Annotated in this window: 25 protein-coding genes and 1 pseudogene; 17 read left to right on the top strand and 9 right to left on the bottom strand. The window is 43.0% G+C overall.

What is annotated here, in order from left to right:
• The first annotated feature begins 20 nt into the window (after positions 1-20).
• The 4 genes from ACSLBF_RS17095 to ACSLBF_RS17080 all read left to right on the top strand — a co-directional run bounded on the left by ACSLBF_RS17095 (position 21) and on the right by ACSLBF_RS17080 (position 3,603).
• Entirely contained in the window at positions 21-812 is a 792-nt protein-coding gene (locus ACSLBF_RS17095) for a DeoR/GlpR family DNA-binding transcription regulator (RefSeq protein ID WP_440054541.1), read from the top strand.
• Between the two features lie 32 nt (positions 813-844).
• Entirely contained in the window at positions 845-2,665 is a 1,821-nt protein-coding gene (gene glmS / locus ACSLBF_RS17090; RefSeq protein WP_440054540.1) for a glutamine--fructose-6-phosphate transaminase (isomerizing), read from the top strand.
• A gap of 422 nt (positions 2,666-3,087) precedes the next feature.
• Positions 3,088-3,267 (top strand): hypothetical protein, encoded by a 180-nt coding sequence (locus ACSLBF_RS17085; RefSeq protein ID WP_440054539.1) that lies wholly within the window; start codon positions 3,088-3,090, stop codon positions 3,265-3,267.
• A 147-nt stretch (positions 3,268-3,414) separates the two neighbouring features.
• Entirely contained in the window at positions 3,415-3,603 is a 189-nt protein-coding gene (locus tag ACSLBF_RS17080; RefSeq protein ID WP_440054538.1) for a hypothetical protein, read from the top strand.
• Positions 3,604-3,705: 102 nt separating this feature from the next.
• On the opposite strand, the gene ACSLBF_RS17075 is transcribed toward ACSLBF_RS17080, so the two are convergent.
• Together ACSLBF_RS17075 and ACSLBF_RS17070 are read right to left on the bottom strand one after the other, a co-directional pair.
• The gene (locus tag ACSLBF_RS17075; RefSeq protein WP_440054537.1) at positions 3,706-4,677 is read right to left on the bottom strand and encodes a transposase; all 972 of its coding nucleotides are present in this window, start codon (positions 4,675-4,677) and stop codon (positions 3,706-3,708) included.
• Positions 4,678-4,767: 90 nt separating this feature from the next.
• Positions 4,768-5,259 (bottom strand): annotated as a pseudogene (locus tag ACSLBF_RS17070) (transposase); the annotation flags it as partial.
• Positions 5,260-5,812: 553 nt separating this feature from the next.
• Here ACSLBF_RS17070 and ACSLBF_RS17065 point away from each other — a divergent pair.
• From ACSLBF_RS17065 to ACSLBF_RS17040, 6 genes are all read left to right on the top strand, one after another.
• Complete coding sequence (locus ACSLBF_RS17065; protein WP_440054536.1) at positions 5,813-5,980, top strand: hypothetical protein; 168 nt, start codon at positions 5,813-5,815, stop codon at positions 5,978-5,980.
• 1 nt (position 5,981) lies between these two features.
• Complete coding sequence (locus tag ACSLBF_RS17060; protein WP_440054535.1) at positions 5,982-6,146, top strand: hypothetical protein; 165 nt, start codon at positions 5,982-5,984, stop codon at positions 6,144-6,146.
• A gap of 16 nt (positions 6,147-6,162) precedes the next feature.
• The gene (locus ACSLBF_RS17055; protein ID WP_440054534.1) at positions 6,163-6,453 is read left to right on the top strand and encodes a hypothetical protein; all 291 of its coding nucleotides are present in this window, start codon (positions 6,163-6,165) and stop codon (positions 6,451-6,453) included.
• A 606-nt stretch (positions 6,454-7,059) separates the two neighbouring features.
• Positions 7,060-8,232 carry an RNA ligase RtcB family protein gene (locus ACSLBF_RS17050; protein ID WP_440054533.1) on the top strand — a complete coding sequence of 391 codons (1,173 nt, stop codon included), beginning with the start codon at positions 7,060-7,062 and terminating at the stop codon, positions 8,230-8,232.
• Positions 8,229-8,867: a peptide chain release factor H gene (gene prfH, locus ACSLBF_RS17045; RefSeq protein ID WP_440054532.1), complete on the top strand. Its 639-nt coding sequence runs from the start codon at positions 8,229-8,231 to the stop codon at positions 8,865-8,867. The genes ACSLBF_RS17050 and prfH overlap by 4 nt, the downstream gene beginning before the upstream one ends.
• The gene (locus ACSLBF_RS17040) at positions 8,867-9,115 is read left to right on the top strand and encodes an arsenate reductase/protein-tyrosine-phosphatase family protein (protein ID WP_440054531.1); all 249 of its coding nucleotides are present in this window, start codon (positions 8,867-8,869) and stop codon (positions 9,113-9,115) included. Before prfH ends, ACSLBF_RS17040 begins: the two co-directional genes overlap by 1 nt.
• 335 nt (positions 9,116-9,450) lie before the next feature.
• Here ACSLBF_RS17040 and ACSLBF_RS17035 read toward each other — a convergent pair whose 3' ends face one another.
• Complete coding sequence (locus tag ACSLBF_RS17035) at positions 9,451-9,984, bottom strand: helix-turn-helix domain-containing protein (protein ID WP_440054530.1); 534 nt, start codon at positions 9,982-9,984, stop codon at positions 9,451-9,453.
• Positions 9,985-10,070: 86 nt separating this feature from the next.
• On the opposite strand from ACSLBF_RS17035, the gene ACSLBF_RS17030 reads away from it, so the two are divergent.
• The 3 genes from ACSLBF_RS17030 (at position 10,071) to ACSLBF_RS17020 (ending at position 13,935) form a co-directional block, all read left to right on the top strand.
• Complete coding sequence (locus tag ACSLBF_RS17030) at positions 10,071-11,534, top strand: serine hydrolase domain-containing protein (RefSeq protein WP_440054529.1); 1,464 nt, start codon at positions 10,071-10,073, stop codon at positions 11,532-11,534.
• Between the two features lie 436 nt (positions 11,535-11,970).
• Positions 11,971-12,738 carry a HEAT repeat domain-containing protein gene (locus ACSLBF_RS17025; RefSeq protein ID WP_440054528.1) on the top strand — a complete coding sequence of 256 codons (768 nt, stop codon included), beginning with the start codon at positions 11,971-11,973 and terminating at the stop codon, positions 12,736-12,738.
• Between the two features lie 333 nt (positions 12,739-13,071).
• Positions 13,072-13,935 (top strand): hypothetical protein, encoded by an 864-nt coding sequence (locus tag ACSLBF_RS17020; RefSeq protein WP_440054527.1) that lies wholly within the window; start codon positions 13,072-13,074, stop codon positions 13,933-13,935.
• Between the two features lie 110 nt (positions 13,936-14,045).
• On the opposite strand, the gene ACSLBF_RS17015 is transcribed toward ACSLBF_RS17020, so the two are convergent.
• A complete protein-coding gene (locus tag ACSLBF_RS17015) occupies positions 14,046-14,345 on the bottom strand; it encodes a putative quinol monooxygenase (RefSeq protein ID WP_440054526.1) in 300 nt (99 codons plus the stop codon).
• A complete protein-coding gene (locus ACSLBF_RS17010; protein WP_440054525.1) occupies positions 14,329-14,556 on the bottom strand; it encodes a DUF2798 domain-containing protein in 228 nt (75 codons plus the stop codon). Before ACSLBF_RS17010 ends, ACSLBF_RS17015 begins: the two co-directional genes overlap by 17 nt.
• Before the next feature lie 89 nt (positions 14,557-14,645).
• Here ACSLBF_RS17010 and ACSLBF_RS17005 point away from each other — a divergent pair, with 89 nt between their 5' ends.
• Positions 14,646-15,503: a LysR family transcriptional regulator gene (locus ACSLBF_RS17005; protein WP_440054524.1), complete on the top strand. Its 858-nt coding sequence runs from the start codon at positions 14,646-14,648 to the stop codon at positions 15,501-15,503.
• A gap of 122 nt (positions 15,504-15,625) precedes the next feature.
• Here the strand turns inward: ACSLBF_RS17005 and ACSLBF_RS17000 are convergent, their stop codons facing one another.
• Both ACSLBF_RS17000 and ACSLBF_RS16995 read right to left on the bottom strand, forming a co-directional pair.
• Positions 15,626-16,405 carry a hypothetical protein gene (locus tag ACSLBF_RS17000; RefSeq protein WP_440054523.1) on the bottom strand — a complete coding sequence of 260 codons (780 nt, stop codon included), beginning with the start codon at positions 16,403-16,405 and terminating at the stop codon, positions 15,626-15,628.
• A gap of 282 nt (positions 16,406-16,687) precedes the next feature.
• Positions 16,688-19,105 carry a TonB-dependent receptor gene (locus ACSLBF_RS16995; protein WP_440054522.1) on the bottom strand — a complete coding sequence of 806 codons (2,418 nt, stop codon included), beginning with the start codon at positions 19,103-19,105 and terminating at the stop codon, positions 16,688-16,690.
• Positions 19,106-19,354: 249 nt separating this feature from the next.
• Between ACSLBF_RS16995 and ACSLBF_RS16990 the strand changes: the two genes are divergently transcribed.
• Genes ACSLBF_RS16990 through ACSLBF_RS16980 form a run of 3 tightly spaced genes read left to right on the top strand, consistent with a single transcriptional unit; the run spans position 19,355 to position 21,584 of the window.
• Positions 19,355-19,660 (top strand): hypothetical protein, encoded by a 306-nt coding sequence (locus tag ACSLBF_RS16990; protein WP_440054521.1) that lies wholly within the window; start codon positions 19,355-19,357, stop codon positions 19,658-19,660.
• On the top strand, positions 19,657-21,258 hold the full coding sequence (locus tag ACSLBF_RS16985; RefSeq protein WP_440054520.1) for a PepSY-associated TM helix domain-containing protein: 1,602 nt from the start codon (positions 19,657-19,659) through the stop codon (positions 21,256-21,258). Before ACSLBF_RS16990 ends, ACSLBF_RS16985 begins: the two co-directional genes overlap by 4 nt.
• Positions 21,255-21,584 carry a DUF3325 family protein gene (locus tag ACSLBF_RS16980; protein ID WP_440054519.1) on the top strand — a complete coding sequence of 110 codons (330 nt, stop codon included), beginning with the start codon at positions 21,255-21,257 and terminating at the stop codon, positions 21,582-21,584. The genes ACSLBF_RS16985 and ACSLBF_RS16980 overlap by 4 nt, the downstream gene beginning before the upstream one ends.
• Before the next feature lie 58 nt (positions 21,585-21,642).
• Here the strand turns inward: ACSLBF_RS16980 and ACSLBF_RS16975 are convergent, their stop codons facing one another.
• Positions 21,643-22,989: an alpha/beta hydrolase gene (locus ACSLBF_RS16975; protein ID WP_440054518.1), complete on the bottom strand. Its 1,347-nt coding sequence runs from the start codon at positions 22,987-22,989 to the stop codon at positions 21,643-21,645.
• Positions 22,990-23,213: 224 nt separating this feature from the next.
• On the bottom strand, positions 23,214-24,245 hold the full coding sequence (locus ACSLBF_RS16970) for a glycosyl hydrolase family 18 protein (RefSeq protein ID WP_440054517.1): 1,032 nt from the start codon (positions 24,243-24,245) through the stop codon (positions 23,214-23,216).
• Positions 24,246-24,443 lie beyond the last annotated feature (198 nt).

Here is a 24,443-nt window from a genome sequence, read left to right as displayed (position 1 = left end):
TTCGAATCGAAACTTAAGTGATGACAAAACGAAACACTCAACAACGCAGGCACACAATACTTTCCAGAGTGAATGAACAAGGTGAAGTCAGTGTTGATAACCTCGCTGCTGAGTTTGAAACTTCAGAAGTTACGATCCGCAAAGATTTAACCGCGTTAGAAAAAAGCGGTTTGTTACTGCGTCGTTATGGTGGCGCGGTGGCGCTGCCAAAAGAGATTATCGCCAGTGACAATGGTAAGCAGGATTCACAGCGTAAGCAGGCGATTGCTAAAGCAGCTTCATCTCTGATTAAAGATCACTACCGCATCATTATCGACAGCGGTAGAACCACCGAAACCTTAATTCCTGAACTGGCTAATAAGCGCGGTTTGGTGGTGATGACTAACGCTATTAATATCGCTAACCGATTGCTGTCACTAGAAAATGAACCTACTTTATTGATGACCGGTGGAACTTGGGACCCGCATTCGGAGTCTTTCCAAGGCCAAGTTGCAGAGCAAGTGCTGCAATCGTATGACTTTGATCAGCTATTTATTGGTGCTGATGGTATTGATGTAGAGCGTGGCACGACTACCTTTAACGAGCTGATTGGATTGAGTCGCGTGATGGCACAATCTGCACGCGAAGTCGTGGTGATGGTTGAATCAGAAAAAATAGGCAGAAAAATACCAAATTTAGAGATCCCATGGGCACAGATCACCACTTTGATCACTGACAACAACTTGAGCGACGACATGCGCCAAGCGATCAAAGCGCAAGGTATTCAATTGATCTGTGCTGAACTTAATCAACCAGCTCAATCCGCTGGTTAATTGACACACAACGTGCAAATAACGGAGAGATTATGTGTGGAATCGTAGGTGCTGTAGCAGAGCGCCCAGTAAACAAAATTTTAGTTGAGGGCCTTAAGCGCCTTGAATACCGTGGCTATGACTCTGCTGGTGTAGCATTGGCTGATGCTGGAACATTAAATGCCGTCAAAGCGGTAGGTAAAGTCGTTAATCTAGAAACTGCGCTTAACGATGCACAAGTTAAAGGCACGACCGGCATTGCGCACACTCGCTGGGCAACCCATGGTGGCGTCACAGAAGCCAACGCCCACCCGCACATTTCTAATAATGAGTTAGCACTGGTTCACAATGGTATTATCGAAAACCACGAAGGTTTGCGTTCAGCATTAAAAGAAGACGGCTACGAGTTTTTATCTGACACTGACACCGAAGTGATGGTGCATTTAATTCACCAACTGCGCCAACAACACAACAGCTTACTTGAAGCCGTTATGGCAGCGGTTAAGCAGCTGGAAGGCGCGTATGGCACGGTGCTATTCGATAAAGCTAACCAAGACGAGATGATCGTAGCGCGCTCAGGGAGCCCGCTGGTTATCGGTCTTGGTTTAGGCGAAAACTTTATTGCATCTGATCAGTTAGCACTGTTACCGGTAACGCGCAGCTTTATCTTCTTAGAAGAAGGCGATGTTGCTCGTATTACACGTGAAACGGTAGAAATTTATGATCTGAACGGCAATCGCGTGGAGCGCGAGGTGGTTGAGTCAAACATCAGCCAAGATGTGTCAGGCAAAGGCGAATATCGCCACTACATGCTAAAAGAAATCTACGAGCAGCCAATGGCGGTCCGCAATACATTAGAAGGCCGTCTAGACAACGATCGTGTTGCGGTGGACGCTTTTGGTGATAAAGCCAACGAAATTTTCAAAGACGTAAAACACGTACAAATTATTGCCTGTGGAACTTCTTATCACTCAGGCATGGTTGCGCGTTATTGGCTAGAGCAATTCGCAGGCGTGAGCTGCAATGTAGAGATTGCTTCAGAGTTTCGCTACCGCGAATCGTTCGTGCATGAAAACAGCTTATTAGTAACCATTTCACAGTCGGGCGAAACCGCAGACACGCTCGCGGCATTACGTCTAGCCAAAGCGCAAGGTTACATGGCCTCAATGACTATTTGTAACGTACCCGGCTCATCGCTGGTACGTGAATCAGATTTAGCCTTTATGACCAAAGCGGGTGCAGAAATTGGGGTTGCATCTACCAAAGCCTTCACGACACAACTTGTCGGCTTGTTGATGCTAACAGCGTCAATTGCGCAGGAAAAAGGCCGAGATCAGAGCGTTATCGTCAACGCCATTAAAACCCTACCAACCAAGCTTGAAGAAGCCCTGAGCATGGCCGACGGTATTGAAGTATTGGCTGAAGAATTTGCCGACAAACACCATTCACTGTTTTTAGGTCGCGGCTCACAATATCCAATCGCGATGGAAGGCGCACTAAAGCTCAAAGAAATTTCCTACATTCACGCTGAAGCCTACGCTGCAGGTGAGTTAAAGCACGGCCCACTGGCACTGATTGACGCCGACATGCCAATCATCGTCGTTGCTCCAAACAATGAGTTGTTGGAAAAGCTCAAATCCAACGTTGAAGAAGTACGCGCTCGTGGCGGCATCATCTACGTATTTGCAGACAAAGACTCAAACTTTGCCTCAGACGACACCATGCGCGTGATGAACGTCAACCACGTTGAAGACATCATCGCCCCAGTTGTCTATACAATCCCACTCCAGCTACTTTCCTACTACGTAGCGGTGATCAAAGGCACCGACGTAGACCAACCAAGAAACCTAGCCAAGAGCGTAACGGTAGAATGATGAAAGGCGCGAAAGCGCCTTTTTTTGTGGGTGAACAATAAAGTTTCACCCCATACAATAAAGTATCATCCCAAACAATAAAGTTTCATACCGGTTATGCGGTTCTGTCCGGTGCCATAACTTATACAAAAGTTAAGATGTGGGGTAGCCGCCATTTTTGTTTCAACTAACAATTCACTGATAGCACTACTCGAATTGGTTCCACTCTATTTTTTAATCCAGTTTAAAATACATTCCAGCCGCAATTACGAATAATGACGTCATCAAGCTAAGAGTTGGTAGGTTATTTCTCCGAGATACTCACCTTCGAGACATGCCTTTGGTGTACGGTCTCGGCCATTTTGCTGTACAGCAAATTCATCTTTCCGACTCTGCTAGATTGTTTTGTATCCAAATAATTGTACTTTAAAGAGGTATTCAATATGAAACTACGAGATAAGGGCAAGATAGAAGTAAAAGGCGTTATGAGTAAAAAAGGCGCTGATGAGGCTTGTAGATTAATTGCCAAGGGGCTGTGTTTTGAGTCTACTTGTCGTGGGTATTCTCTGCTGATTGCTGCTGCGTGTCTATTGATCAAATCTATTCTAGAGGTGTGGCTGTAAAGTAACGCTAATTTTTTTAACTCTGGCCAGAGTTAGTTGATGTTTTCACTGGATTTGAGCGCTCACAGTGACTTCATGAATTAATAAATTTGCATCACACTTTCACTCTAGCCATGCTGAAATTTCAATCAGTTATAGCGGTATATCATGTCTAGGAAGATTGGCCACACTGAGGCGCAATATCGTAAGTGGATTAAAGAGGGGCGCGGTACTGGCGAGGGCAACATAGAATCAATGACACCCACCATTATTTTCACCCATGCAGGGAAAATAAGCGTTAAAAAGGTCGAAACACATCAATCACTGGGGTCAAAAGTGCTCATAAATGAAGAGTGATTGGCGCTCAAGCGTATCTCATGATTAAAACAGGTTTATCGCGCACTACAACGCACTGTAAATACAGCAGTTAGAAATATAGAGTTGACAGTGTTCGGTCTACTAAGCTAACAAACGCGCGCAGTTTGCTAGGTTTTTTCGTCGTCGTTTTTGAAGCGTATGGCAGTAAGCGGTTATTGTTTGCTCTCGGCCAACAGCACCGTGAAATACTCGAGAAAATTGCGTGGTGAGTTTTATCCAGTTCTCAGGTTTTATATTTAGCCGAGTGAGAATGGGTTGCGCTTCGTTGATGTAACCATGTTTGTCAGCACGAATGATTTTGCCTGTTAATTCAACCAATTCAATATAGGATTTGAGCTCAAAGGGCAGTCCTTTTGGCATCTTTTTTCGTGGGCTGCCAGCAAAGCGTAGTAGGCTTTTTGGTTGTTTTCCCAGCTTTGCGTGGTCAATACGCTTCTTAATACTGGTGTAGCCTGAGGTTGCAGGTGTTTTAGCGATGTTGGCCCGAATAGGATTTAAGTCCACATATACCAAACAAGCAGCCAGTGCTGCCTCGTCCAGTAGGGCTTGAGATTTAAAGCGTCCTTCCCAAAATCGGCCAGTACAATTGTCTTCTTTATTTGCTCGACGGGCGATGTCTTCGTTGAGCACCCGCATAAACCAGCTAATATTAGCCAGTCTTTCTCTGTACTTGGCGACATGCTCATCAAGTATCAACTGCTCAGACTCACTGAGTGGCTCACCTTCAATAAGTTTATGGCTAAGCAAATTGCCTTTAAACAACTTGTGCCATCGTAATACAATCGCTTTATCCGACAGGCGCTTAGCCTTTTTATCGTCAACATATAAAACTACGTGAGTATGATTACTCATCACAGCATAAGCACAAACATCGATACAAAACACAGACCCCAAAATCAGGAGCTTTTCTTCAACCCAATCACGGCGATGTTCGTATGATTTTCCAGTGAATTTATCTTCACCGCATAGAAATGAACGCCTTACGCAGCGTGAGATACAGTGGTAGTATTTTGTATCGGTTAAACTGATTTGTTTTTTGCGAGCAGTTGCCATAGTTTGGCTTCCTCAATCCTTTGAGTTCAGAACTAAATAGTAGACGACACTGTGGAGTGGCACAAATTTGTGGTGGGTGTCAGCTATTTATCCTTCCCAAAATCGGCCAGTACAATTGTCTTCTTTATTTGCTCGACGGGCGATGTCTTCGTTGAGCACCCGCATAAACCAGCTAATATTAGCCAGTCTTTCTCTGTACTTGGCGACATGCTCATCAAGTATCAACTGCTCAGACTCACCGAGTGGCTCACCTTCAATAAGTTTATGGCTAAGCAAATTGCCTTTAAACAACTTGTGCCATCGTAATACAATCGCTTTATCCGACAGGCGCTTAGCCTTTTTATCGTCAACATATAAAACTACGTGAGTATGATTACTCATCACAGCATAAGCACAAACATCGATACAAAACACAGACCCCAAAATCAGGAGCTTTTCTTCAACCCAATCACGGCGATGTTCGTATGATTTTCCAGTGAATTTATCTTCACCGCATAGAAATGAACGCCTTACGCAGCGTGAGATACAGTGGTAGTATTTTGTATCGGTTAAACTGATTTGTTTTTTGCGAGCAGTTGCCATAGTTTGGCTTCCTCAATCCTTTGAGTTCAGAACTAAATAGTAGACGACACTGTGGAGTGGCACAAATTTGTGGTGGGTGTCAGCTATTTATCTTTCTTACAGTAACAGTCCCGCGAAGTCTATCAACTTGAACCCGGCTTTACACTGCGATATCAGGGTGTTGACATTATGTTTCCAATTCAGTAACTTATTTCTGAGTAGTGTTTAAAAGATTTTTAAATAGATTTGGTTTTATCAAGAGCGAAGTAGGTAATCTCTATAGTCTTCTCATTTCAAGGGCTAAATGGAGTGTAACCTCCTATTACCAACACTAGCCGATTTATAGCCAAAAATGACGGTAAGCTGATAGGTATATAATCAGTACCTTTAACTGTTCGAAATGTGAAAAGTTTTTCTGGTAAGGCAATGCTTAAAAGCCTTGTTAGAAATAAAAGCGGCTGTTTTTAGTCAATTTCAGTAAGATAGCTAAAGTCAGACTAAGTAGTGGCCAGGCTTGGTAAAAGATAACCGGATTTACATACAGGAAATATCCGATTTAAAGGAGTATATAACTATGCGTAACTTAGACTTAAACGAATTACAAAAAGTAAGTGGTGGTGATAAGGACTCTGATGCTTGTTACCGTGATGGTAAAAAGTATTCTGATGGAGCTAGAGTAGTGCTCGCAGATGGCACTTCTCAAGTTTGCCAAGGTGGCATATGGCAAGAGAGTGAAAAATAATATGCGTAAAATAAATATAAACGAACTTGAGCTGGTGAGTGGCGGCAATAGCGATACAGGTAGTGATACTGATTGCACTTATGCTGATGTCACATACAAAGACGGGGACACCATCACGCTTTCAGATGGAACCACTCAAACTTGCCAAGCTGGCACATGGCAATAAAATTAAGGTAGGCGTGATGAAAAAAATAGTTTTAGGTACTCTTTTTCTCCCCTGCGTAATTTTTGCTGCAGAAGGAGACTCTACGCAAAAAGAAAGCATGATTACTAAAAGTGATGATGAAACTCAGTTTTGCTATTACGCAGATAACGAATTCTCCGAAGGTGCAAGACACTTTCAAGTAGATGAATGGAAAATCTGTACTAAAGCAGAAAGTGGATTTTTGGTTTGGAAATCGGCTCCACGCGGTATGTTTAATAAGCCGAAGTCGTCACCCAACGATCAGAACCGTCAAAAATCACATCAGTGAGTTGCCCGTTTACGGTGATAATCAATTGAATTAAAAAACTAATTAAGCTAGACAGTCACTCAAACTTGAAACCTGAGTGACTTGTCTAAGCTTTAAGTTCTTCATAATAATTTCAAAATTTCCGGTTCAAGGAGTGAACAATGGGATTAGCAAGGAAGCGGCAAATCAGTTTGTCAGATACTCGGCAAGAATCAAAGAATCAATGACACCCACCATTATTTTCACCCACAAAACCCAGAACTGCCGTTCAAAGCGAACTTTTTTGTGGGTGAACACTTTATATGTACATACTAAAAACATAATCAAACTCAGTTTCTTCCGTAGCTTGTATTTTGTTCCTGAATTATTTACACTTGCCGCGATTAACCATTCATTCACTGTAGAGGAGAGAAAAATATGACATATACATCGTTATCCTTTGCAGGTCTTGCTCTGTAATTCGCGAGCGCTATTTATCATTTATTAGCTTGCGAAAGCATCTGACAGCCTCTTTATATCGGTGATCAAACTTTCTTCCGATCGTTGCTGTAAAAAAGCCATTCTTGACCTGCCAATACACAAATTTTTTAACCTTGTTTCTAATTCTTATAGAAAGGTATTGGTATTATGGGCAAATCCGTCCAAAAAATTTCTGATCGTGTGTGTTTATTCGCTTCCCAAGACACTTGGATTGAAGGCGCGGCGATCCAACAACTGACAAAAACTTCTGAATTAGCCGGTATGCATCGTGTGGCCGGAATGCCTGATCTGCATCCCGGTCGAGGCTATCCAATTGGAGCAGCATTTTTTAGTTGCGATAGACTCTATCCTGCTTTGGTGGGCAACGATATTGGCTGCGGTATGGCGTTGTGGCAAACCACCACAAAGGTCTCAAAAGTAAACTTAGATAAGTTTGCTAAACGTCTGGAAGATATTGAGCTGCCCTTGGATTCAAGTTGGCAGGAAACCATCAAAGCTGAGCAGGCTATTCGTGGTATTGCCGAGGGGCTATTTGAAAGTGCGCTAGGTACCATTGGCGGTGGTAATCATTTTGCTGAGTTTCAAGCGGTGGAAAGTGTTCACAATGCTGCGGCATTTGTTGCACTCGGGCTTGATACAAAACAGTTACAGCTACTAGTACATTCAGGGTCTCGAGGGGTGGGGCAATCTGTGTTAATGGACCACATTTCACGGTTCAATCATGATGGTTTGGCAGCTGATTTGGATGCACAAAGTGAGTGTTCACAGTATTTAGCGCGTCATGATGAAGCAGTTCGCTGGGCTGAGCTCAATCGTTTTTTGATTGCGAAAAGGTTCTTAAAGGCCATTCGTAGTGATGGTCAATGTGCACTCGATGTGAATCATAATTTGGTATCCCCCAAGGTCATTGATGGTAAAGCTGGATGGCTACACAGAAAAGGTGCCACACCCAGTGACAAAGGCGCGGTGGTTATTCCTGGCTCACGGGGGGATTATAGTTATTTGGTACAACCGTCAAACAACCAAGCTGCGTTAAACGCTAGCTTATATTCTTTGGCTCATGGCGCCGGACGTAAATGGAAAAGGGGAGACTGTCAAAGTCGCCTAAGTCATAAATACAAGCGCGAAGATCTGTATCGTACTGCGTTTGGCAGTCGTGTGATCTGTGGTAATAAAGAATTGCTATACGATGAAGCGCCTCAAGCCTATAAAAAGTGTGAAACTATCGTTAGCGACTTGGTTGATGCGGGGCTGATAGAGGTGATAGCGACGCTACGCCCGGTGCTGACATTTAAAACTAATGGGAGTTGCTCATCATGATCTTATTGCAACTTTCCGCAGGAAAAGGCCCAGCCGAGTGCGGTAAAGCCGTTGCTTTGGCGCTTCAGCTTTTTGAGCAACAAGCAAACACGATAGGTGCAGAGTACACTATTCTCAGCCAAGAAATGCACGAGCAGAAAGGCTGTATCAAGTCTGTATTGATCCAATTGGCTGAGAGTGCACGGCGACTTGCTGAGTATTGGCATGGTCCGCTGTTATGGGTAAATCCGAGTCCTTTTCGGATCAAACATAAGCGTAAAAACTGGTTTTTTAGCGGGAAAATGATGATAGTGGATGAGGTTAAAATGGCATCGGAAATTCGCTTCCAAACTTGTCGTGCATCAGGAGCTGGCGGGCAACATGTGAATACGACCGACTCTGCGGTCCGAGCTACACATATTGCCTCAGGGTTAAGTGTGAGAGTGGAAAGCGAGCGCAGCCAGCATGCTAACAAGCGGGTTGCTAAAGCATTATTGTTGCAGAAAATTGCTGAGCAAAGCGAAGCCATTGAAATGGTGAGAGACAAAGCTCGATGGCAGCAACATCAGGCTCTACAGCGTGGCGATCCAAAGTGTACTTTTAAAGGAAACCACTTTGTTCCAACTACGCCCTTTATTTGTGGAGGTAAGCGTTGATGACGCACGTATTGTTTATCTGTAGTCGTAATCAGTGGCGCAGCCCAACAGCCGAGCGAGTTTGGCGAAATCATCCGGGTATTGAAGTTAGGTCTGCGGGTACCAGTGCTAAAGCAAAGCGCGCAGTGAGCAAGAAGGATATTGTGTGGGCCGATAAGATTTTGGTGTCGGTTAAACTGATTTGTCTTTTGCGAGCAGTTGCCATAGTTTGGTTTCCTCAATCCTTTGAGTGCAGAATTAAAGCTTAGGCGGCATCTTAGGAAGGTGCAAATTAGTGGTGGGTGTCAGCTATTTATCTCACAGAACTAAATAGTAGACGACACTGTGGAGTGGCACAAATTTGTGGTGGGTGTCAGCTATTTATCAGCTTTTGAGTTCAGAACTAAATAGTAGACGACACTGTGGAGTGGCACAAATTTGTGGTGGGTGTCAGCTATTTATCTCACCCGTCTATCAAGTTCTAATTAAAAACGACAGCGACTACAGGCATTTTGTGTGTAGTCGCAATGTCCAGTTTCTCTGCGTTTTAGGTTAGTTACGAACATGATTAAACGAAAGAGTATATTAAACATAACTGTGATGTTTATTTGTACTCCAATATGTTGATAAATTTTGCTGGTGTTTGGGTCGTTTTATATCCATGTTCCTGATCAGCGTTAAATTTGATTTGCTCTCCTGATTTTACTAAGTGCCATTTCCCATCATAAAAAACTTCAAGCTGCCCCTCTAGAACGGTTATTGATTCTTCAGCGACATTTTTATGAGCTTCACGTGTATGTAGATTAAAGGGGGCGAAAGAAATATGAAAAACTTCCGTTTTTTTAGCTTCTTTTGAAGCGTAGACAGGGGTAAATATTGCTCCCTCATGGTCGATGGCGTTTTCCATTAAATTAGCTTCTTTTGAATTAAGTAAAGCTGTATATTCGATATTGAGTCCTTGCGATAGCTTCCATAGTAATTCAACAGTAGGGCTTGATTCGAATCTTTCTATTTGGCTGAGCATAGCCTTAGATATCCCAGTATCTTTAGATAGTTGACTAAGGCTTAGCCCTCTCTCAATCCTCAGTGCTTTTACAGAGTGACCTAAATTAATAGAAATTTCAGATTTTACTTTCATATTTGTTTGTACGTTATAACAGACGGTGGTATGGTCGTATGTTATAGCGTACAGAGAAGATAATTTCAATTATAAGGAATCGTATTATGGTTTATAAGTATGTGGTCTGCGCAATCTTGTTTACTTGCTTTACCAGTTTTGCGTCAGACTATTCTGACTTAGACAACTATATTGTTAAGGCCAAATCACTAACACAGTCAGTATCAGGTACATCTGTTGTTTTAATTAAAGACGGAAACATCGTCCATGAAGTCCATGTTGGGATGGCTGATGTAAAAAACAAAATCCCCGTTGATACCAATTCAGTCTACTATTTTGCCTCAACAACCAAAGCCATAATGGGCCTTGCTGTATTGCAGGCAGAGCAAAAGGGTTTGCTAACAAAAGACTCTACGTTGAAACAGTTATTTCCTAACATCAAGTTTAAATACATTGATGCGAATAATTACACAGTGAGAGATTTACTGTCTCATACCTCTGGGCTTGAGAATGAGGCAATGACATGGGCTTTTTCTTACACCGGGGATCACGATAAAGCGCAAAGGCTGAGTTTTGTCGCGTCGCTTAAAAAGCATCCAGAGATAAAAAAAGGTGAATTTGATTATTCAAACCTTGGATATAATTTAATGGCCATATGGTTTGATGAGAACTACACAGGAGGGTGGGGTAATGCTATTAATGAACTTGTGTTGTCTCCAGTTGGTATGAAAAACTCAACGGCAGATGTGGACAACGCAAGGCGAATAGGCTGGCCAATTCCCAAACCATACACATATAAATATCAAGATGGCCAAGCCGAAATCTACATGAATAAAAGTAACAGTACGCTGTATTCGGTGGGGATATTTGCTAGACCCCGTGATTGGGCAAAGTTGATCACGCATTTAATTCCTTCAAACGTAGAGAAATCTGTATTTCCCAAATCGGTTTTAAATGATTCGCGTACACTTTTGGTCAGCAATCTTGACAGTTACTTTTCGGGGTATGGATGGGGCTGGATGCACTCAAAAATAGCAGATGTGCCTGTATTAGCTCATACAGGGGGGTTCGATGGCGCCTCCGTTGAGGTTTCATATTCACCTCAAAAAAATATTGGCGTTGTCATTGTGCATAATGAAAGTGGCCTAATTGCCAATGAGTTAAGTGGTAGTATTTCTGAAATAGCTTACAAGATGTTAACTGGGCAGAAGGTAGCTAATTTAATCGCCTCACACCACAAAGAAATGAAAGAAAATTCGCTGTTTGTCGAAGAGGTTAAGGTTAAGCTTGCAAAAAAACGCAATGAGTTGTCAAATTATGAAGACCGTTTCGCCGAGCGTCATTCATCACTTATTGGTAAATATGTCCATGCTGATGCTGGGACTATTGCTATTAAACCTAAAGACAAAGGGTTGCAACTGTTTTGGGGAGACTTGCAAAGCAAAGTATACCCAAGTAAGTACGACGATAAGTTTATTTTGGAACTTAGGCCAGGCAAATTTTATGATTTAAACGTGTCCAAAGATAGCGCAGTTATTACCCTGAGAGGTTGGAAATTCACGAAACAATAGTGTTTTGAGGGCTCGGCTTAGCTTTGGGAGTTTAGCATTGTGAAGCCGAACCGTGTGCTCAGCAGTTATGAGAAGACAAGTTCGGGCATAATTGGAGTGGCTAATACTTTCGCTCATCTTCGGTTACTTGTTTGTTCGCTAACGCACCCGTAGAGGCAACAAATACGTCTTCAAGCTGCCTTTACCTTAGGGGCAGTTTTCTTACTATAATTTTTAATTGCTAGGCAAAGATCAGACCCTAATGGGCATCGATCATACAACCAAATGTCAGTTTTATTTGCAACTTATCAATGAACTAAAACATCTATTTGCCCACATCACCTAAAATTCAGCCATAAATCAGCCTCACATCATTTGTTTTTCTAGACCCTCATTTAATTTTCAAGTGTTCGATTTACCTACGTTTAGGTATTTCTTGTTGTTAATGGAGAAAATTATGAAGATCAGTTCTACGTGGAAAAAAGTCCTTATCGCTTTGGCTGTTGCGTTGTTGGTGGTTTTGGCTGTAGTTATACATGCCTTGGCAGGGTTGAGTACACAGCCAATTACCTATGCCGAGCCGCCGGTATTTGTCGCGCAATATGCTGAAAAAATGCAGCATTCTGACCCATTATCTATCCCAAATGGGAGGCATACAGGCATTGAAAAAGACAGTGATGCCGAATATGCGAAATGGATGGAGGGATTCTCTTACGAAGAAGCTTTGGTATTTAGGGCGATAATGGTGGGTGAGTCGCTGGAGGAACTTTGGGGGTTGTTTACCCATCCCGATAAAGCCGTACGGATTAAGATAGCGTCAGCATTTGCTGCGGTAAACATTAAATTTAGTCATCATGATGAAAGTGGCTTTCCGCCAAAAAGAAACCAGTTTTGGAAGGATTTGGGTGAGCAATTACCAAACGTAAGAAATGCATTGTCAGAAGGGCTAGTCGAAACTGCCAAACACGGAACCGCAACACGCATTCCATATACTTTGGCTTGGTTGCCAGAACAAGGCCTTGAAACACTTAAGTTATTTGAATGGGCGGCCAAGCATCACCCAGATCCTGGTGTAAGAAGATCTTCCCTGTATTACGTTGCCTATATCGGTCGCGAAGAGGTATTTACTGCCCCTTTGTTGCTCAATCGAGCGCATGACCCTGAATATAGTGTTCGTGAATTAGCGTTGGGGTTGCGTTTTAGACGCTTAGTGGGAGATTTATAACATTGGCTTAAGGATGTAAATGTCAGTAAGCCCAAATGAACAGGGAGGTGATTTGGATTTGCCTATCATTTTTGCAAAAAGGCACTCACTAGCGAAAATAACACCTAGGAAAAACCGATAACTTTTTAATAAGTAATGATAAGTTTTTTATTTTGGTTTGTCTTTTCGCGAGTGTTTCTTGAGCTACCACTGTATGCCAAGTTGAACATTTTATCGTTCTCAGAACAAAATCATCTAATAATCATGACCACGTCAGGTGTTGAATCGTGGTTTTAGTTAGGGTGAAGGAATCTTGTAGCTGCAATAAGTTGTTTGTTTTGAGTAAGGAGCATCATGAAGTTAAACTACTTTTCAATCCTTTTATTGTTTTCAACTGTGATAATGGCTGGCGCCAGTCATAGCCAACAAAAACCGGCGGTTTTAGAAGGTCGTTATTTTGGACAAAAATCTCCGGGGTTAACACCCAAGCCCTTTGCGCCCGGCATTATTGCAACCGAAGCGCACCATGAAACGGAAGTGTTATTTTCAACGGATATGACGGAACTGTCGTTCACGCGTGCCGAAAAGGGTTACTTAAACCGAGCGTGGATACTGATGCAATATCAAGACGGTAAGTGGCATAACAAAAAGATTGCTGCGGCAGACATTCCAAGCTATCAGCAACGCTTTAGCCCACCTCTGTCGGATATAAAAAAGCATGACCGTTTTAAAGATATCCCAATTATCGGTTATACAACGTCAGCCAAAGGCACCTTTTATTTTTACGTTTTAGACTTCAAAGATGGCAGCGGGCACCTAAGCTATTCTCGCTTAATTGATGGTAAATATGAGCAGCCTCATAAAATGAGCGACGCGGTAAACAAAGGCAAATACATAGCACATCCTTTTATCGCGCCTGATGAGTCTTATCTAATGTGGGACGCTGAAGTTGACGGTGCATCGACACCAGATATTTTTATCAGCTTTCGCAATAAAGACGGTTCATGGGGAGAGGCTATCAGTATGGGTGGCGCCATAAATACGCCATTGTATGAGCAGCGGCCGAAGGTTACACCAGACGGTAAATACCTGACTTTTTGGCGTGGAGAGGTGAAGACACGCGCTGATGGAAGTCGTTATCCTATGGGTGATCCTTACTGGGTAGATGCGAAAATCATTGAAATATTTAGAGCTAAATATAAGCAGAGTAATGGTTAATTAACCTGAACTCCGGATAAGCGACATGCTATTGCGCTATTTTTTACGGATTGTCCCCTAGCAATGACAGGCACACACTTCCTGCCATTGCTAGGCTGTTTGGTAGTGATTTACCCTTTGTGGACTAAAGGAAGTATATCCACTGCTTTTTCTAGCCAATTTTGGTATAGCTCAAAAACCCGTTGGGTATAATCTTGTCGGTGATGAAAATCAAAAGCCGCTTGATCTACAAATCGTTCAACCAGAGTGAGTTGAGTACGAGCTTCATTCTCATACAGTTCAAATCTTAGACACCCAACTTCGCTGCGTGTTACCGGTAAAATCGCAACAATGGCATCGATACAGTCCTGATAATGTGTCGGTCTTGGGGTGATGTGGGCCACAAAGTTAACATTATTGTGTTTTGCCATAGCACTTCTCCATAATACGTTGGGTAATGGTTGAAACTGGGCCTGAAAGTAAATATGCCGCTACGAACGAGGCGGGCCAGGCATTGCAAAAGGCATGCGCCCAACGTGCGGTAAAGTTTGTGACGAGTCCTAAATTGATGTAGGTGACCCAACCTGACACCATGAAAGACAGGCATAATGACAGTAATAACGTGAATATAAGTTTTTGCATGTTTTCTCCTTTGGCTGTTGGTATGATTGTAAGGCGTTGACATAAAAGAAGAATGGCTGAAATGGAAAGCAAAGATTGCCAAGGTAAACATGCTAGATGATTTAATACTTTTTATAGAGATCAGTCGCCGGGGTAGTTTTGCGAAAGCTGCGGCACATCTAGGTGTTGGTGCTCCAAGTTTGTCAAAGCGGGTATTAGCGCTGGAAGAAAGGCTTGGCTATCCGTTGTTGATACGTAGTGCCCGAGGTTTGACCCTGACCAATCATGGTCAAACCATTGTTGATAATATGGCAGACCCTTTATTGGCACTACAAGCACAAAGTGATGCTTTGCCAAGGCTTGAAGTGGAATCTTTCAACTTACTTTGTCCGCAAAACTTGATGATAGGACCTTTATATGAGGCGTTGCAGTCATTCCAAACGCGTTACCCGCGTCTTAAATTGCACGTGGAGCCGGCAAATAACATTGAATTGCTCAGTCAGAAACGCTTTGATTTAACAATACGAGTTGGTGAGTCGTCAGATTCTAGCGTATTTCAAAAACGTTTAGGCCAAATTGTGGTCAAAGCGATTGTCGCGAAGCAAAGCCAAGACTCCACCACTTTATTTTTACCTTTTAAAATGTCTCAGTTGCCAGCCACTAATGAATGGCGGACGTTGTTAGCTCGGTTTGATCAGATTTCTTACATTGGTGATATCACCTTAGTACGTAAGTTGGTTGGTTCGGGGAATGGTGCTGGTGTATTGCCCATGACCGAAATCGCGGAACTGATTTCGTCTCCTTCCGAGGCGTTTAGCTACCTAAGTGATTGCCAATTTACCCGTAATGTTTACGCGCTTTGGCCGAGTCAGCGCGTTCCCCCCGTTCATACTCGTGATTTTATCGAGGCACTTCAAGCGCAATGTCAAAAGCTGAGCTATCTGCAAGGTCAAGTGTTGAAGCTATAGTTTTGATTGCGCAGCCAATGAATGGTGCTGTTTATCGATACCTAATCATAGGCTTAGAACGCAGAAGTAAACCCCGATGGTGTTGATTTGCAACCGAAAGGGGTTGGTATAAATTGGTCGTGCTATCGCTGTTTAGCGTGAGAAGTTTGTTGATCAGAGTGGGCTTTGATCTGTTGTTTGAGATCGGACTCGTACAGCGAAGCTGCTATTTTTTGTGTATTACTCTGTGCGGAGTTTAAACTCTTTTGCGCCACTGTAGAGGCTGTTTTTGTCGCGTTTTCCTTTAATTCTGCGGCAAATTTTTTATAAAACTCCAGTGATGCTCTATTGTGTTTGGTCCATCCCTCTTGACCAACTTCGAACTCTAAATTTGCGTATAACTGTTTAAAAAGCTGCTCAATATTATGATCATTCCATTGCTGCTCTGGAGGGAGTGGATTCTTCTGTGGCCCACCATCGATTTGCAATCCATAAATTTGAATATGCATTCTAAACATCAGAATGGCTTTGTCGCCCTCACTCATTCCATCTGTCGATGCTTCCCATGCATCTTTGACAAACTGTGGTGCATTAACTGGTGGAAAATGAATGGTTTTTGCAACTCCGACTTCAACAATGCCATCATTATTCAAATCGACTAAGCCTGTACCATCAGGTCTAGCGAGCAGGTTTTGTGCACCTTCTTTAGTAAGCTGTTCAATATTGATTGTGTCAGCCAGAGAATTTGCCTTGCGCACCAGTTCTAGATCTTGGGCCGATAGCGAGTTTAAAAAGTCTTTTGCGAATCCGTCGTGTTGTTTTGCGTCGGCTAAAATATTGGAGAATTGCTTTATTTCGTTGCCTGTCAGCGAGCGAGCTTGAAGTAATTGCATCCCTTGTTGGCTAAATTGTATAGGCGTCATTATAAGTCCTTCTTTCAAAAGTGAGATCCCGCGCTATCCTCGTTCCGGCAAAATATTGCCAAAAAGCATCAGTAAATCAGAGTAGATAAACAGATACTGAAACAGTACAAAAAATGTGCCAGTTAGGGTTTGTGCTCAAACATGAACTGGAGGCAAGGTTACACAAAGCGCGTTATCCTTCCCAAACCTATGCATGTAGTTTGTAAACGACAAGGTGTCTTGTCTCAAAATGAATCAGTGGTTGGAGCCGCTGGCGTGATGATTTACACGCCAGCATCATCTTTAGAAGTTGTAATTAACGCGCAGCATTACATTTCGCTCTTCGCCAGGCATTCCGCCTAAGAACATTGCTTTGCTGTAATATGTCTTGTTAAACAGGTTGTTGACTTTTAGCTGCATACCCCAGTGCTTAGAGTTGTAAGCAACCGCCGCATCAAACACGGTGTAACTTGGCACGAAACCATCTGGAATACCGAAAGATGTCGATTGAGTGCTGCGTTTGTCTACGTATTGTAAGCCCAGGCTAAATTCTATCGGTGCATGTTGGGTAAAGGCATAACTCGAATGTGTTACCCAACTGCCTACTGTGACGTAAGGGATACCTTTTTGTCGAGTGTCATACGTGTCCCGGTTAGGATCTTTCTGATCTCGCGCATCTTGATAGACAGCATTTACATTGATTTTCCACTGTTCATTTAAGAATGCATTTAGGTCTAATTCAACGCCGTCGGTTTTTTCTTTACCATCATAATAATAGCGAGGGATGTGTGATGATGATACTCCTTCTTCAAAGTCAGGGTTGCCATAACGTAGGTTAGTGCGGCTTGATTCAAACACGACGAGTGAGGCAACGAGTTGATCATCAAATGCTTTTAAGCGCATGCCGATATCATTACTGATTGACTCGGTATCTTCTCTATCATTTTCATTACCAACTACTTCTCCAAGTACACTATAGGCGGTGCGGCCTTTTGCATGGTTCGCAAAAACAGAAAAGTTGTCCGTTGGCATATAGGTCACGCCTAGGTTATAGGTTAAACCACTGTCCTCGGTATCTTGCTCAGGTCTAGGTTTTGCTGCGCTGGCTCTATAACGTGGGTCGACACCTAAATGCGTATAGCTTTGACTGATTTCGTTATAGGCCAATCCCACACGGGTGGTTAAACCAAAATCAAAATAAGCAACGTGTTGTGCGCCGATGCCCCACGCGCTAACCGCTTTGTTGTAGTTACTGGTGTTTAACGGGTCGTGATCTTCAAAACTGCCTTCAGCCCAGTTCGGTGAGCGGATATCAAGAATGTAAGGCAAGGTACCTTGGTAGATCGTCTCACCTTCTGAGTTTTTAATCACTTTATCTGCGTCGTATATTGAAAACTGCTTGAAGCGGATGTCTCGGTCTTCATAGTTGGCATTGATCAAAAACTCATTGTCGATACCGCTGATGCTAAAATCGTAACGCAGATCCGCGAAATACTGCCATGAGCGTTCGTTTGCTTCTACTTTACGATACTCTTGGCGTCTAGCTGCAAAGGGATAAAGTTCTCCGTCGATAACCAGTGGTGCACGAGGATTTTCATTAACTTTTCCTCTACGTTGCCAATAAACATAATTGTATGCGCCAGTTTGACGGGCAAAGCCAGAATCATAATTGCGGTACTGTAGCTGATGGTTAAAATACAGGCTATCGGTTAAGTCGATATTGTGAGTCAGTTTAATACGTAATTCTTCGCCTTCGTTGTCTTTGGCCATTGGTGAGATAATACCGTTGTGGCCAAAAGTATAAGGCGTGAGACCATCATTACTCGCGAGTGAATCCGCAAGTTGTTGACGTTGTGAGTCCGTGAGCAATAAACCTTCACCATTCGGGTCGTTGATAAGATCTTCCCAAGTAACGTCACTTGCCGTTTTGCCACCCGTCGATGCGGCGTTGTAAATACGAATAGGATGACCTATTGAGTCAACCGCAATGCCATCTTTGATATAAGCGCTTGAAAGCATCACATCGTGGCTATCATTAAATTGATACTTAAAACTGACATAGGCTTCGTCTCGGTCGTTGTTTAAATCGCGATAGCCTTTGCTACGGGCCGATTTAACTAACACACGGTAAGCTAATTGCTCAGTCAGCGCATCGGTAGAATCCAGCTCAAATGCGTGTGTGTCCCATTGACCTAGCTCAGCGGTAACGGAATGCGCAGCGCTAAATTCTGGCTTTTTCTCTATTAGGTTGATCACACCGCCGGCGCTGCCCATTCCGTATAGTCCAGTTGCGGGTCCTTTTAACACTTCCACCGATTCAACGTTAGTCATGGAACGAGTCGGATTAAACGTGTTGCCAAGGCCCGCTCCGCCGTACATGCCATCGTAGGTGTAGTTAGCCCCTAAACCTCGGATCACAAGGTTGTCACCAATACCATAGTTGTTACCCGCTTGAGTAACACCACTGATATTGCGGATCACATCTTGTAGATTATTGATCAATTGTGCATTTAACAGTTCACTGTCGATCACCACGACTGCTGCGGGTGTTTCCATTAGTGACATATCCGATTTAGTCGCCAGTCCGGAGCTCTGTACAACTTGGTTTTGGCGATGATATACACTGATCCGCTCAATATCATCCATATTGGTTGAGGCGAAAGTGATCGGACTGGTGGTGGCACAAGCAAGCGCTAGCAAGGACAAATTAAACGGTTTCATAAGGGAATTTACATCTTCATTTAAGAATTTTGCGAATGATAACGAGAGTTATTGTTATTTAGCAATGGGGGAAAGTGAGGTTTAACGGTTATTCAATCTAACTACAAACAGTAGGCATAAATTATTTACAGCTGGCACACATGTTAGGGTGTTTATTGTACTGTACAAAATAGTTCTCAGGATCAGATTACAAATACAATCAATAATTGTTATCATTTATGATTATCTAAACTCAAATACTGTCGTACTGTGAACTCTGCGCGTAAAACTCAATCAATCGTTAACTATGAAGTTGTGCTTCGCATTCTTATTGTCGTCCTGGTCGGTTATCCGCTTGCGATGATGATTGCCATTGTTATATCTCAATTATTACCACTTTCGAAACCTGACTCGGTTGCTGCGGCCTCCTTTTTAAGTTTTGCCGTTTATACCGCCTATATTATGTGGGCATTTGCGCAGAAAGCATGGCAGCGAGTGCTGCGAGTAAGCTGCTTGCTGCTACTGGTTTCGAGTGCACTGCATTTGGCAATTGATTGGCTGATGGGGGCAATATGAAGAGTGGTTTCAGACAGTCGATGGCATGGTTGCATACTTGGACCGGTATCATCGTAAGTTGGTTGCTATATTTTATCTTTGTCACTGGTACGTTAGGTTACTTCGATAGCGAAATCGACGCTTGGATGCAACCGGAGTTACCGCGTAATACGGCATCGGTAAACACCGCGCTCAATACAGCGCAAGAGCATCTTGAGCAACATGGACAAGAGGCAAAGGATTGGCGTATTTATTTACCAATGACACGTACCGAATCTCATCTTTGGCTTGGTTATCAGCAGAAAAATAATGAGCACAAGTTGGTGAATGTTAGGCACAAAATAGCGGCCAATACCGGCGAGATATTACAGGCGAGAGACACCGGTGGCGGCCAAACGCTATATCGCATGCACTATCGTCTGCACTATCTTCCAACCAAGTTGGCGTATTACTTTGTGGGTGTTTTTACCCTGTTTATGTTATTGGGATTAGTGACAGGGGTCGTTGTTCACAAAAAGATATTCAAAGAGTTTTTTACCTTTAGGCCGAATAAAGGGGCGACGTCCTGGCTTGATGGCCACAATTTAATGAGTGTGATGAGCCTACCGTTTCATTTGATGATCACTTACTCGGGCCTGATCATGTTTACTTTTACCTATGTACCGTTTGTGATGAATGCCAGTTATGGCTTTGGTGAACCCAGCAAAAAGCAGTTTTATGATGAGTATTATCAGCGTGGCGCACCAAATGAGGCATCGGGCAAGCCCGCTAGTATGCTGCCGTTACTTGAACTCTACAACAACGCCAATATTTACCTGACTGAACAAGGTAATCAACAAGCCAATTACGCAATACGGCTATATCATCCATATGATGAAAATAGTGTGGTGGTGTTCTCGCCTGAATTATCAACAGCCAGCAATGACGGTACTAAGCTGATCATGAGTGCCGTTACAGGAGAGGTGATCAGTTATCAGCCGCATTACACAGGTGTGCGTCAAATACAGTCTGTCTTTTTAGAGTTGCATGAAGGGATCTTTGCGAATTGGCCAATTCGTTGGTTGTACTTTTTTAGCGGATTAGTTGGCTGTGTGATGATAGCCACAGGGATGATTTTATGGACGACCAAACGTCGTAAAAAGGCGCTGAGCAATCCCGGTGGTGTACCATTCAGCTTTAAACTGACCGAAGGGTTAAATATCGGCACCATTGTGGGGTTACCTGCTGCCGTTGCGGTTTATTTTTTAGCGAATCGATTGTTGCCAGTCTCTTTAGATACACGAGCAGATTGGGAAATGCATGGTTTCTTTATTACGTGGCTGGTGTTTTTGTCACATGGCATGTGGTTGAGCTGGAGAAACAATGGACGAAAAGCGTGGTATCAGCAATGGTTGTTAGCAGCCGTCCTATTCACGCTGGTTCCCGTCGTGAATGCACTTACGACACAGCGTGGTTTATTCGCAAGTATCGCGAGTGCGGATTGGGTTTATGTGGTATTTGACTTAACTAATTTTACCGCGGGCTTGGTGTGTTTTGGTATTGCTTATCAAGTTAAGCGCGCTGGCCAAGTAACGGTGAAAATACCAAGGCGTAAGGCTGAGAAAGAGGTAACCGCATGATTTTATTCCTCGTTATTGGCTTTGTTTGCTTGGCGATGTGCTTATTTTTACTCTCAATGCGCAAGTACACCAAAGTCCTTGGTAAAGAATATAACCCCAGTGAAAAACAGCAGAAGATCAGACGAGTTGCGGCTTGGAGCGTACTTGCATTTGCACTTTACTTAGCAAGCCTTGAGCTCGGTGTCGTCAATAGCATCGTGTTTATGTTTGGCGTCGTTACCTTGTCTGGATTGTCGTTATCATTACTTTTTCAATATTACCCGAGCGCTTTTGCAAAAGCCTTTTATTGGTTAAAGCCGGAGATGGCTAGGCGCGCAGATAACTAGATTGGTTATTTTATGGCGCTGATAATTCAGCGCCATAAAGCAATACAGATATTAGCTGCTATTTGTCTTTGAGAAACGCCTTGATTTCTGCCGCAGCGATATCTCGTTGTGTGGTGTTTAATATTGCATGTGGCGCCCCATCGATAGCAACTAACTTAGGTTTCACTTTGCCTTCAAATAATGCTGCATGAGCTTGTGCACCTTCGTACTGTGTTTTTGGATCCAGTGTTCCTTGCAGAATGAGTACAGGAACATCGCTGTCGGGTACGTGTCCATACCACTTATCTTTTTCGTATGCTGGAATTTGATTTTGCGCTATCAGGTACGGTAGTGGGCTACTAAAAGCGAGCGATTGCTGTTCCTTTAATGCCTGTTCTTTTGTGCGGTCTAAGCGAAGGTTGTTCTCAGATTTAGTGATCAGCTGCACCAACATGATTGACATGCCTTCGTTACTGTAGCTACCAGACATATTGCTCAGCCAATCTTGAAAATCTGAGCCGGCTGCTTGTAATGGCGCACTGTTGCCTGTGGCTAATTGGTCGACAATATACGGTATCTTTGCTCGTATTGTTTCATGGTCAAGTAGTAGGCCAAGATACTGTGACAAAGCTATTTGTGGCAATGCGTTATTGAGGTCTGACAGTAACGGGTATTGTTTCTGAAAGGCGAGAATCTTTTGCTCTATTTTGTGTGGTTCATCGCTGAATTTTGCTAAAGCTTTTAAACCAACCTGATTGACTACTTGTGAACGATTAGAAAGATCAAATCGCTTGTCCAGTTGGTGAGGAACGAATGAGTCAAGAATGACACCGTCTAATTTCACTTTGTTCAGTGACATCAAGCGTGTGGCTAGTTGTGTACCATAAGACACACTGTAAACATAGGTTTTACCTGTGCCATAGTGGTCAATGAGCTGGGTTAAATCTTCAGCAGCATTACTTATGCTAAAGCTTTTTACATAGTCTGGGTTTTGAAAAATGTGTCCAAAACAAGGCCCCCATTCATTGGGTGCGATAGTGACACCTTGCTCTGATTCGATTGTCTCCTGTGGGCAAATTGCACTCGATGCTCCGGTACCCCGATGGTCTTGAACATAAATATCAAATCCTGGGAATTGGGCTGCAAACCAATCAATCTTGTTATAAAAAGAGGCGCCTGATTCTCCCGGTCCGCCAGCTAATAACCATAATGTTCCTTTTGGTTTTCCTTGTGTAGGGAATTTGCGTACAAAAACGCTAACGGTTGAATTTGTGGCTTTGTCTCCGGTTTGGTGATAATTGAGTGGTAGCTTGGCATAAATGCATTCGCTTCCGGCAAGTTCAGAGTGTTGCTTGTCGAGTTCGCAAGCTGTAAATGAAGGTAAGCTAGAAACGGAAAGTGCCGCTGCTATAAGTGTACCGAGCATAAAATTCCTTGTTCATTAATTGGCATCGTCTGCGTAAAGGTTTTTGGCATTAAGATACTACAGATATCAAGTAACTGAAATAGGTACCTAAGCGGTAGCAGGACGCGAGAGCGGTGCCTACACGGACGTAGGTACCTTGGCGGTAGCAGGACGCGAGAGCGGTGCTATCGCCAAGTTTTCCTTGCCTCAAAATAGATCACTTCATTAAGTGGATTGGTATGACTTTAGGATCCGTAATTACATTGACTTGTTTTAAGGTTTTCTTTGATACGGTTGAGAAGGCTGAGTTGCTTATCTTCTGAATCAGATAGCAGTTCGAAGAACATGACACCAGCCAATTTTTTGTCGTTGATATAATGTATTTTTTTAGTTACGAGGTTTGGTGTTTCAAAATAAATATCTTCATATTTTCCATTCGTTAGCGCTGACTTACGGGTATCTAATTTCTTTAGTATTTCTCTGTAAGATACATGTTTAATCTGCTTGTTTTTTCCATCTATAAACTGAATTCCATATGACGGTATGCCGACTATTAATTTACTTTTTTCGAATCCTTGTTGAATGACGAAGTCGATCGCTTTTTTGAAGGTAGGGTAATCAGCGTGGTGAGCAACAGGAGAACTTGGCCAAGCGCCTGTAAAATCATAGGCCATTAGGTTGACGTAATCGACATGATTTTGCAGCTCAGGTAAATATTGTTTTCCCACCCAATTACCAGCAAAAATATCGGTGGTGAGTAAAATACCGTTAGGCAGCTTTGCTCGAAGTTGTTGTAGCAGCTTTACTAAATAAGCGCTTTCAATGGGGTCATTACCTCCTTTTCTCAACTCGTTTTGATACGTCCAATATTCCCAATCAATATCAACGCCATCCACTCTATGCTTCACTGCAAAAGCGACGATATTTTTAACTAACAATGCTGAGGCAGCTTCATCTTTGCTTGCCGCTATAAAGCCCTGACTTCCTTTGTTGCTGCCTCCAACAGAGATAATCACTCTCTTATTCTTTGCCTTGGCTTTACTCACCAGCTCATCGATAAAATGATCGACGCTGTCAGTATGCAAAGCACCATCAGCCAGAGGGTAAATTGACGCAATTGCCAAATAATCAAATTTGTCCCAGCGAATAGTTTGCTGATTTGATGGGGAATCATGCCATGATGGATATACTGCAATAATCGGTTTACATGACTGCGCTTGTGATTTAGAGGTTGCTAGCAACGAGCAAAAAAGTAACAGATAAATGGTGAACTTCATGGCCTTCCTTGTCAGGTTTAAAGGGGTAAATCGGCGAGCTACATAATCTCAACTGCGGATAAAGAACAATACACTTTTGAAAATACGTGTGTTTGCGGCTAGTCGTCAAGGTTGTTTTTTGAGCTAAATTGTAAGAGAAGATAAATAAAAGATGAGAAGGAAAGGTAATAAAAAAGAGTAAGGCAACAATGCACTTAC

It is taken from the genome of Pseudoalteromonas sp. T1lg65, from assembly GCF_051930985.1.
Taxonomy (GTDB): Bacteria; Pseudomonadota; Gammaproteobacteria; order Enterobacterales; family Alteromonadaceae; genus Pseudoalteromonas.
Note: the sequence above shows the minus strand (reverse complement) of the source record. Positions and strands in the feature narration are given on the sequence as shown.

Bases quoted from the DNA above. Each gene is read 5' to 3' on its own strand.
- ACSLBF_RS17095 (WP_440054541.1), top strand. From the start codon at position 21: ATGACAAAACGAAACACTCAACAACGCAGGCACACAATACTTTCCAGA.
- glmS (WP_440054540.1), top strand. From the start codon at position 845: ATGTGTGGAATCGTAGGTGCTGTAGCAGAGCGCCCAGTAAACAAAATT.
- ACSLBF_RS17085 (WP_440054539.1), top strand. From the start codon at position 3,088: ATGAAACTACGAGATAAGGGCAAGATAGAAGTAAAAGGCGTTATGAGT.
- ACSLBF_RS17080 (WP_440054538.1), top strand. From the start codon at position 3,415: ATGTCTAGGAAGATTGGCCACACTGAGGCGCAATATCGTAAGTGGATT.
- ACSLBF_RS17075 (WP_440054537.1), bottom strand. From the start codon at position 4,677: ATGGCAACTGCTCGCAAAAAACAAATCAGTTTAACCGATACAAAATAC.
- ACSLBF_RS17065 (WP_440054536.1), top strand. From the start codon at position 5,813: ATGCGTAACTTAGACTTAAACGAATTACAAAAAGTAAGTGGTGGTGAT.
- ACSLBF_RS17060 (WP_440054535.1), top strand. From the start codon at position 5,982: ATGCGTAAAATAAATATAAACGAACTTGAGCTGGTGAGTGGCGGCAAT.
- ACSLBF_RS17055 (WP_440054534.1), top strand. From the start codon at position 6,163: ATGAAAAAAATAGTTTTAGGTACTCTTTTTCTCCCCTGCGTAATTTTT.
- ACSLBF_RS17050 (WP_440054533.1), top strand. From the start codon at position 7,060: ATGGGCAAATCCGTCCAAAAAATTTCTGATCGTGTGTGTTTATTCGCT.
- prfH (WP_440054532.1), top strand. From the start codon at position 8,229: ATGATCTTATTGCAACTTTCCGCAGGAAAAGGCCCAGCCGAGTGCGGT.
- ACSLBF_RS17040 (WP_440054531.1), top strand. From the start codon at position 8,867: ATGACGCACGTATTGTTTATCTGTAGTCGTAATCAGTGGCGCAGCCCA.
- ACSLBF_RS17035 (WP_440054530.1), bottom strand. From the start codon at position 9,984: ATGAAAGTAAAATCTGAAATTTCTATTAATTTAGGTCACTCTGTAAAA.
- ACSLBF_RS17030 (WP_440054529.1), top strand. From the start codon at position 10,071: ATGGTTTATAAGTATGTGGTCTGCGCAATCTTGTTTACTTGCTTTACC.
- ACSLBF_RS17025 (WP_440054528.1), top strand. From the start codon at position 11,971: ATGAAGATCAGTTCTACGTGGAAAAAAGTCCTTATCGCTTTGGCTGTT.
- ACSLBF_RS17020 (WP_440054527.1), top strand. From the start codon at position 13,072: ATGAAGTTAAACTACTTTTCAATCCTTTTATTGTTTTCAACTGTGATA.
- ACSLBF_RS17015 (WP_440054526.1), bottom strand. From the start codon at position 14,345: ATGGCAAAACACAATAATGTTAACTTTGTGGCCCACATCACCCCAAGA.
- ACSLBF_RS17010 (WP_440054525.1), bottom strand. From the start codon at position 14,556: ATGCAAAAACTTATATTCACGTTATTACTGTCATTATGCCTGTCTTTC.
- ACSLBF_RS17005 (WP_440054524.1), top strand. From the start codon at position 14,646: ATGCTAGATGATTTAATACTTTTTATAGAGATCAGTCGCCGGGGTAGT.
- ACSLBF_RS17000 (WP_440054523.1), bottom strand. From the start codon at position 16,405: ATGACGCCTATACAATTTAGCCAACAAGGGATGCAATTACTTCAAGCT.
- ACSLBF_RS16995 (WP_440054522.1), bottom strand. From the start codon at position 19,105: ATGAAACCGTTTAATTTGTCCTTGCTAGCGCTTGCTTGTGCCACCACC.
- ACSLBF_RS16985 (WP_440054520.1), top strand. From the start codon at position 19,657: ATGAAGAGTGGTTTCAGACAGTCGATGGCATGGTTGCATACTTGGACC.
- ACSLBF_RS16980 (WP_440054519.1), top strand. From the start codon at position 21,255: ATGATTTTATTCCTCGTTATTGGCTTTGTTTGCTTGGCGATGTGCTTA.
- ACSLBF_RS16975 (WP_440054518.1), bottom strand. From the start codon at position 22,989: ATGCTCGGTACACTTATAGCAGCGGCACTTTCCGTTTCTAGCTTACCT.
- ACSLBF_RS16970 (WP_440054517.1), bottom strand. From the start codon at position 24,245: ATGAAGTTCACCATTTATCTGTTACTTTTTTGCTCGTTGCTAGCAACC.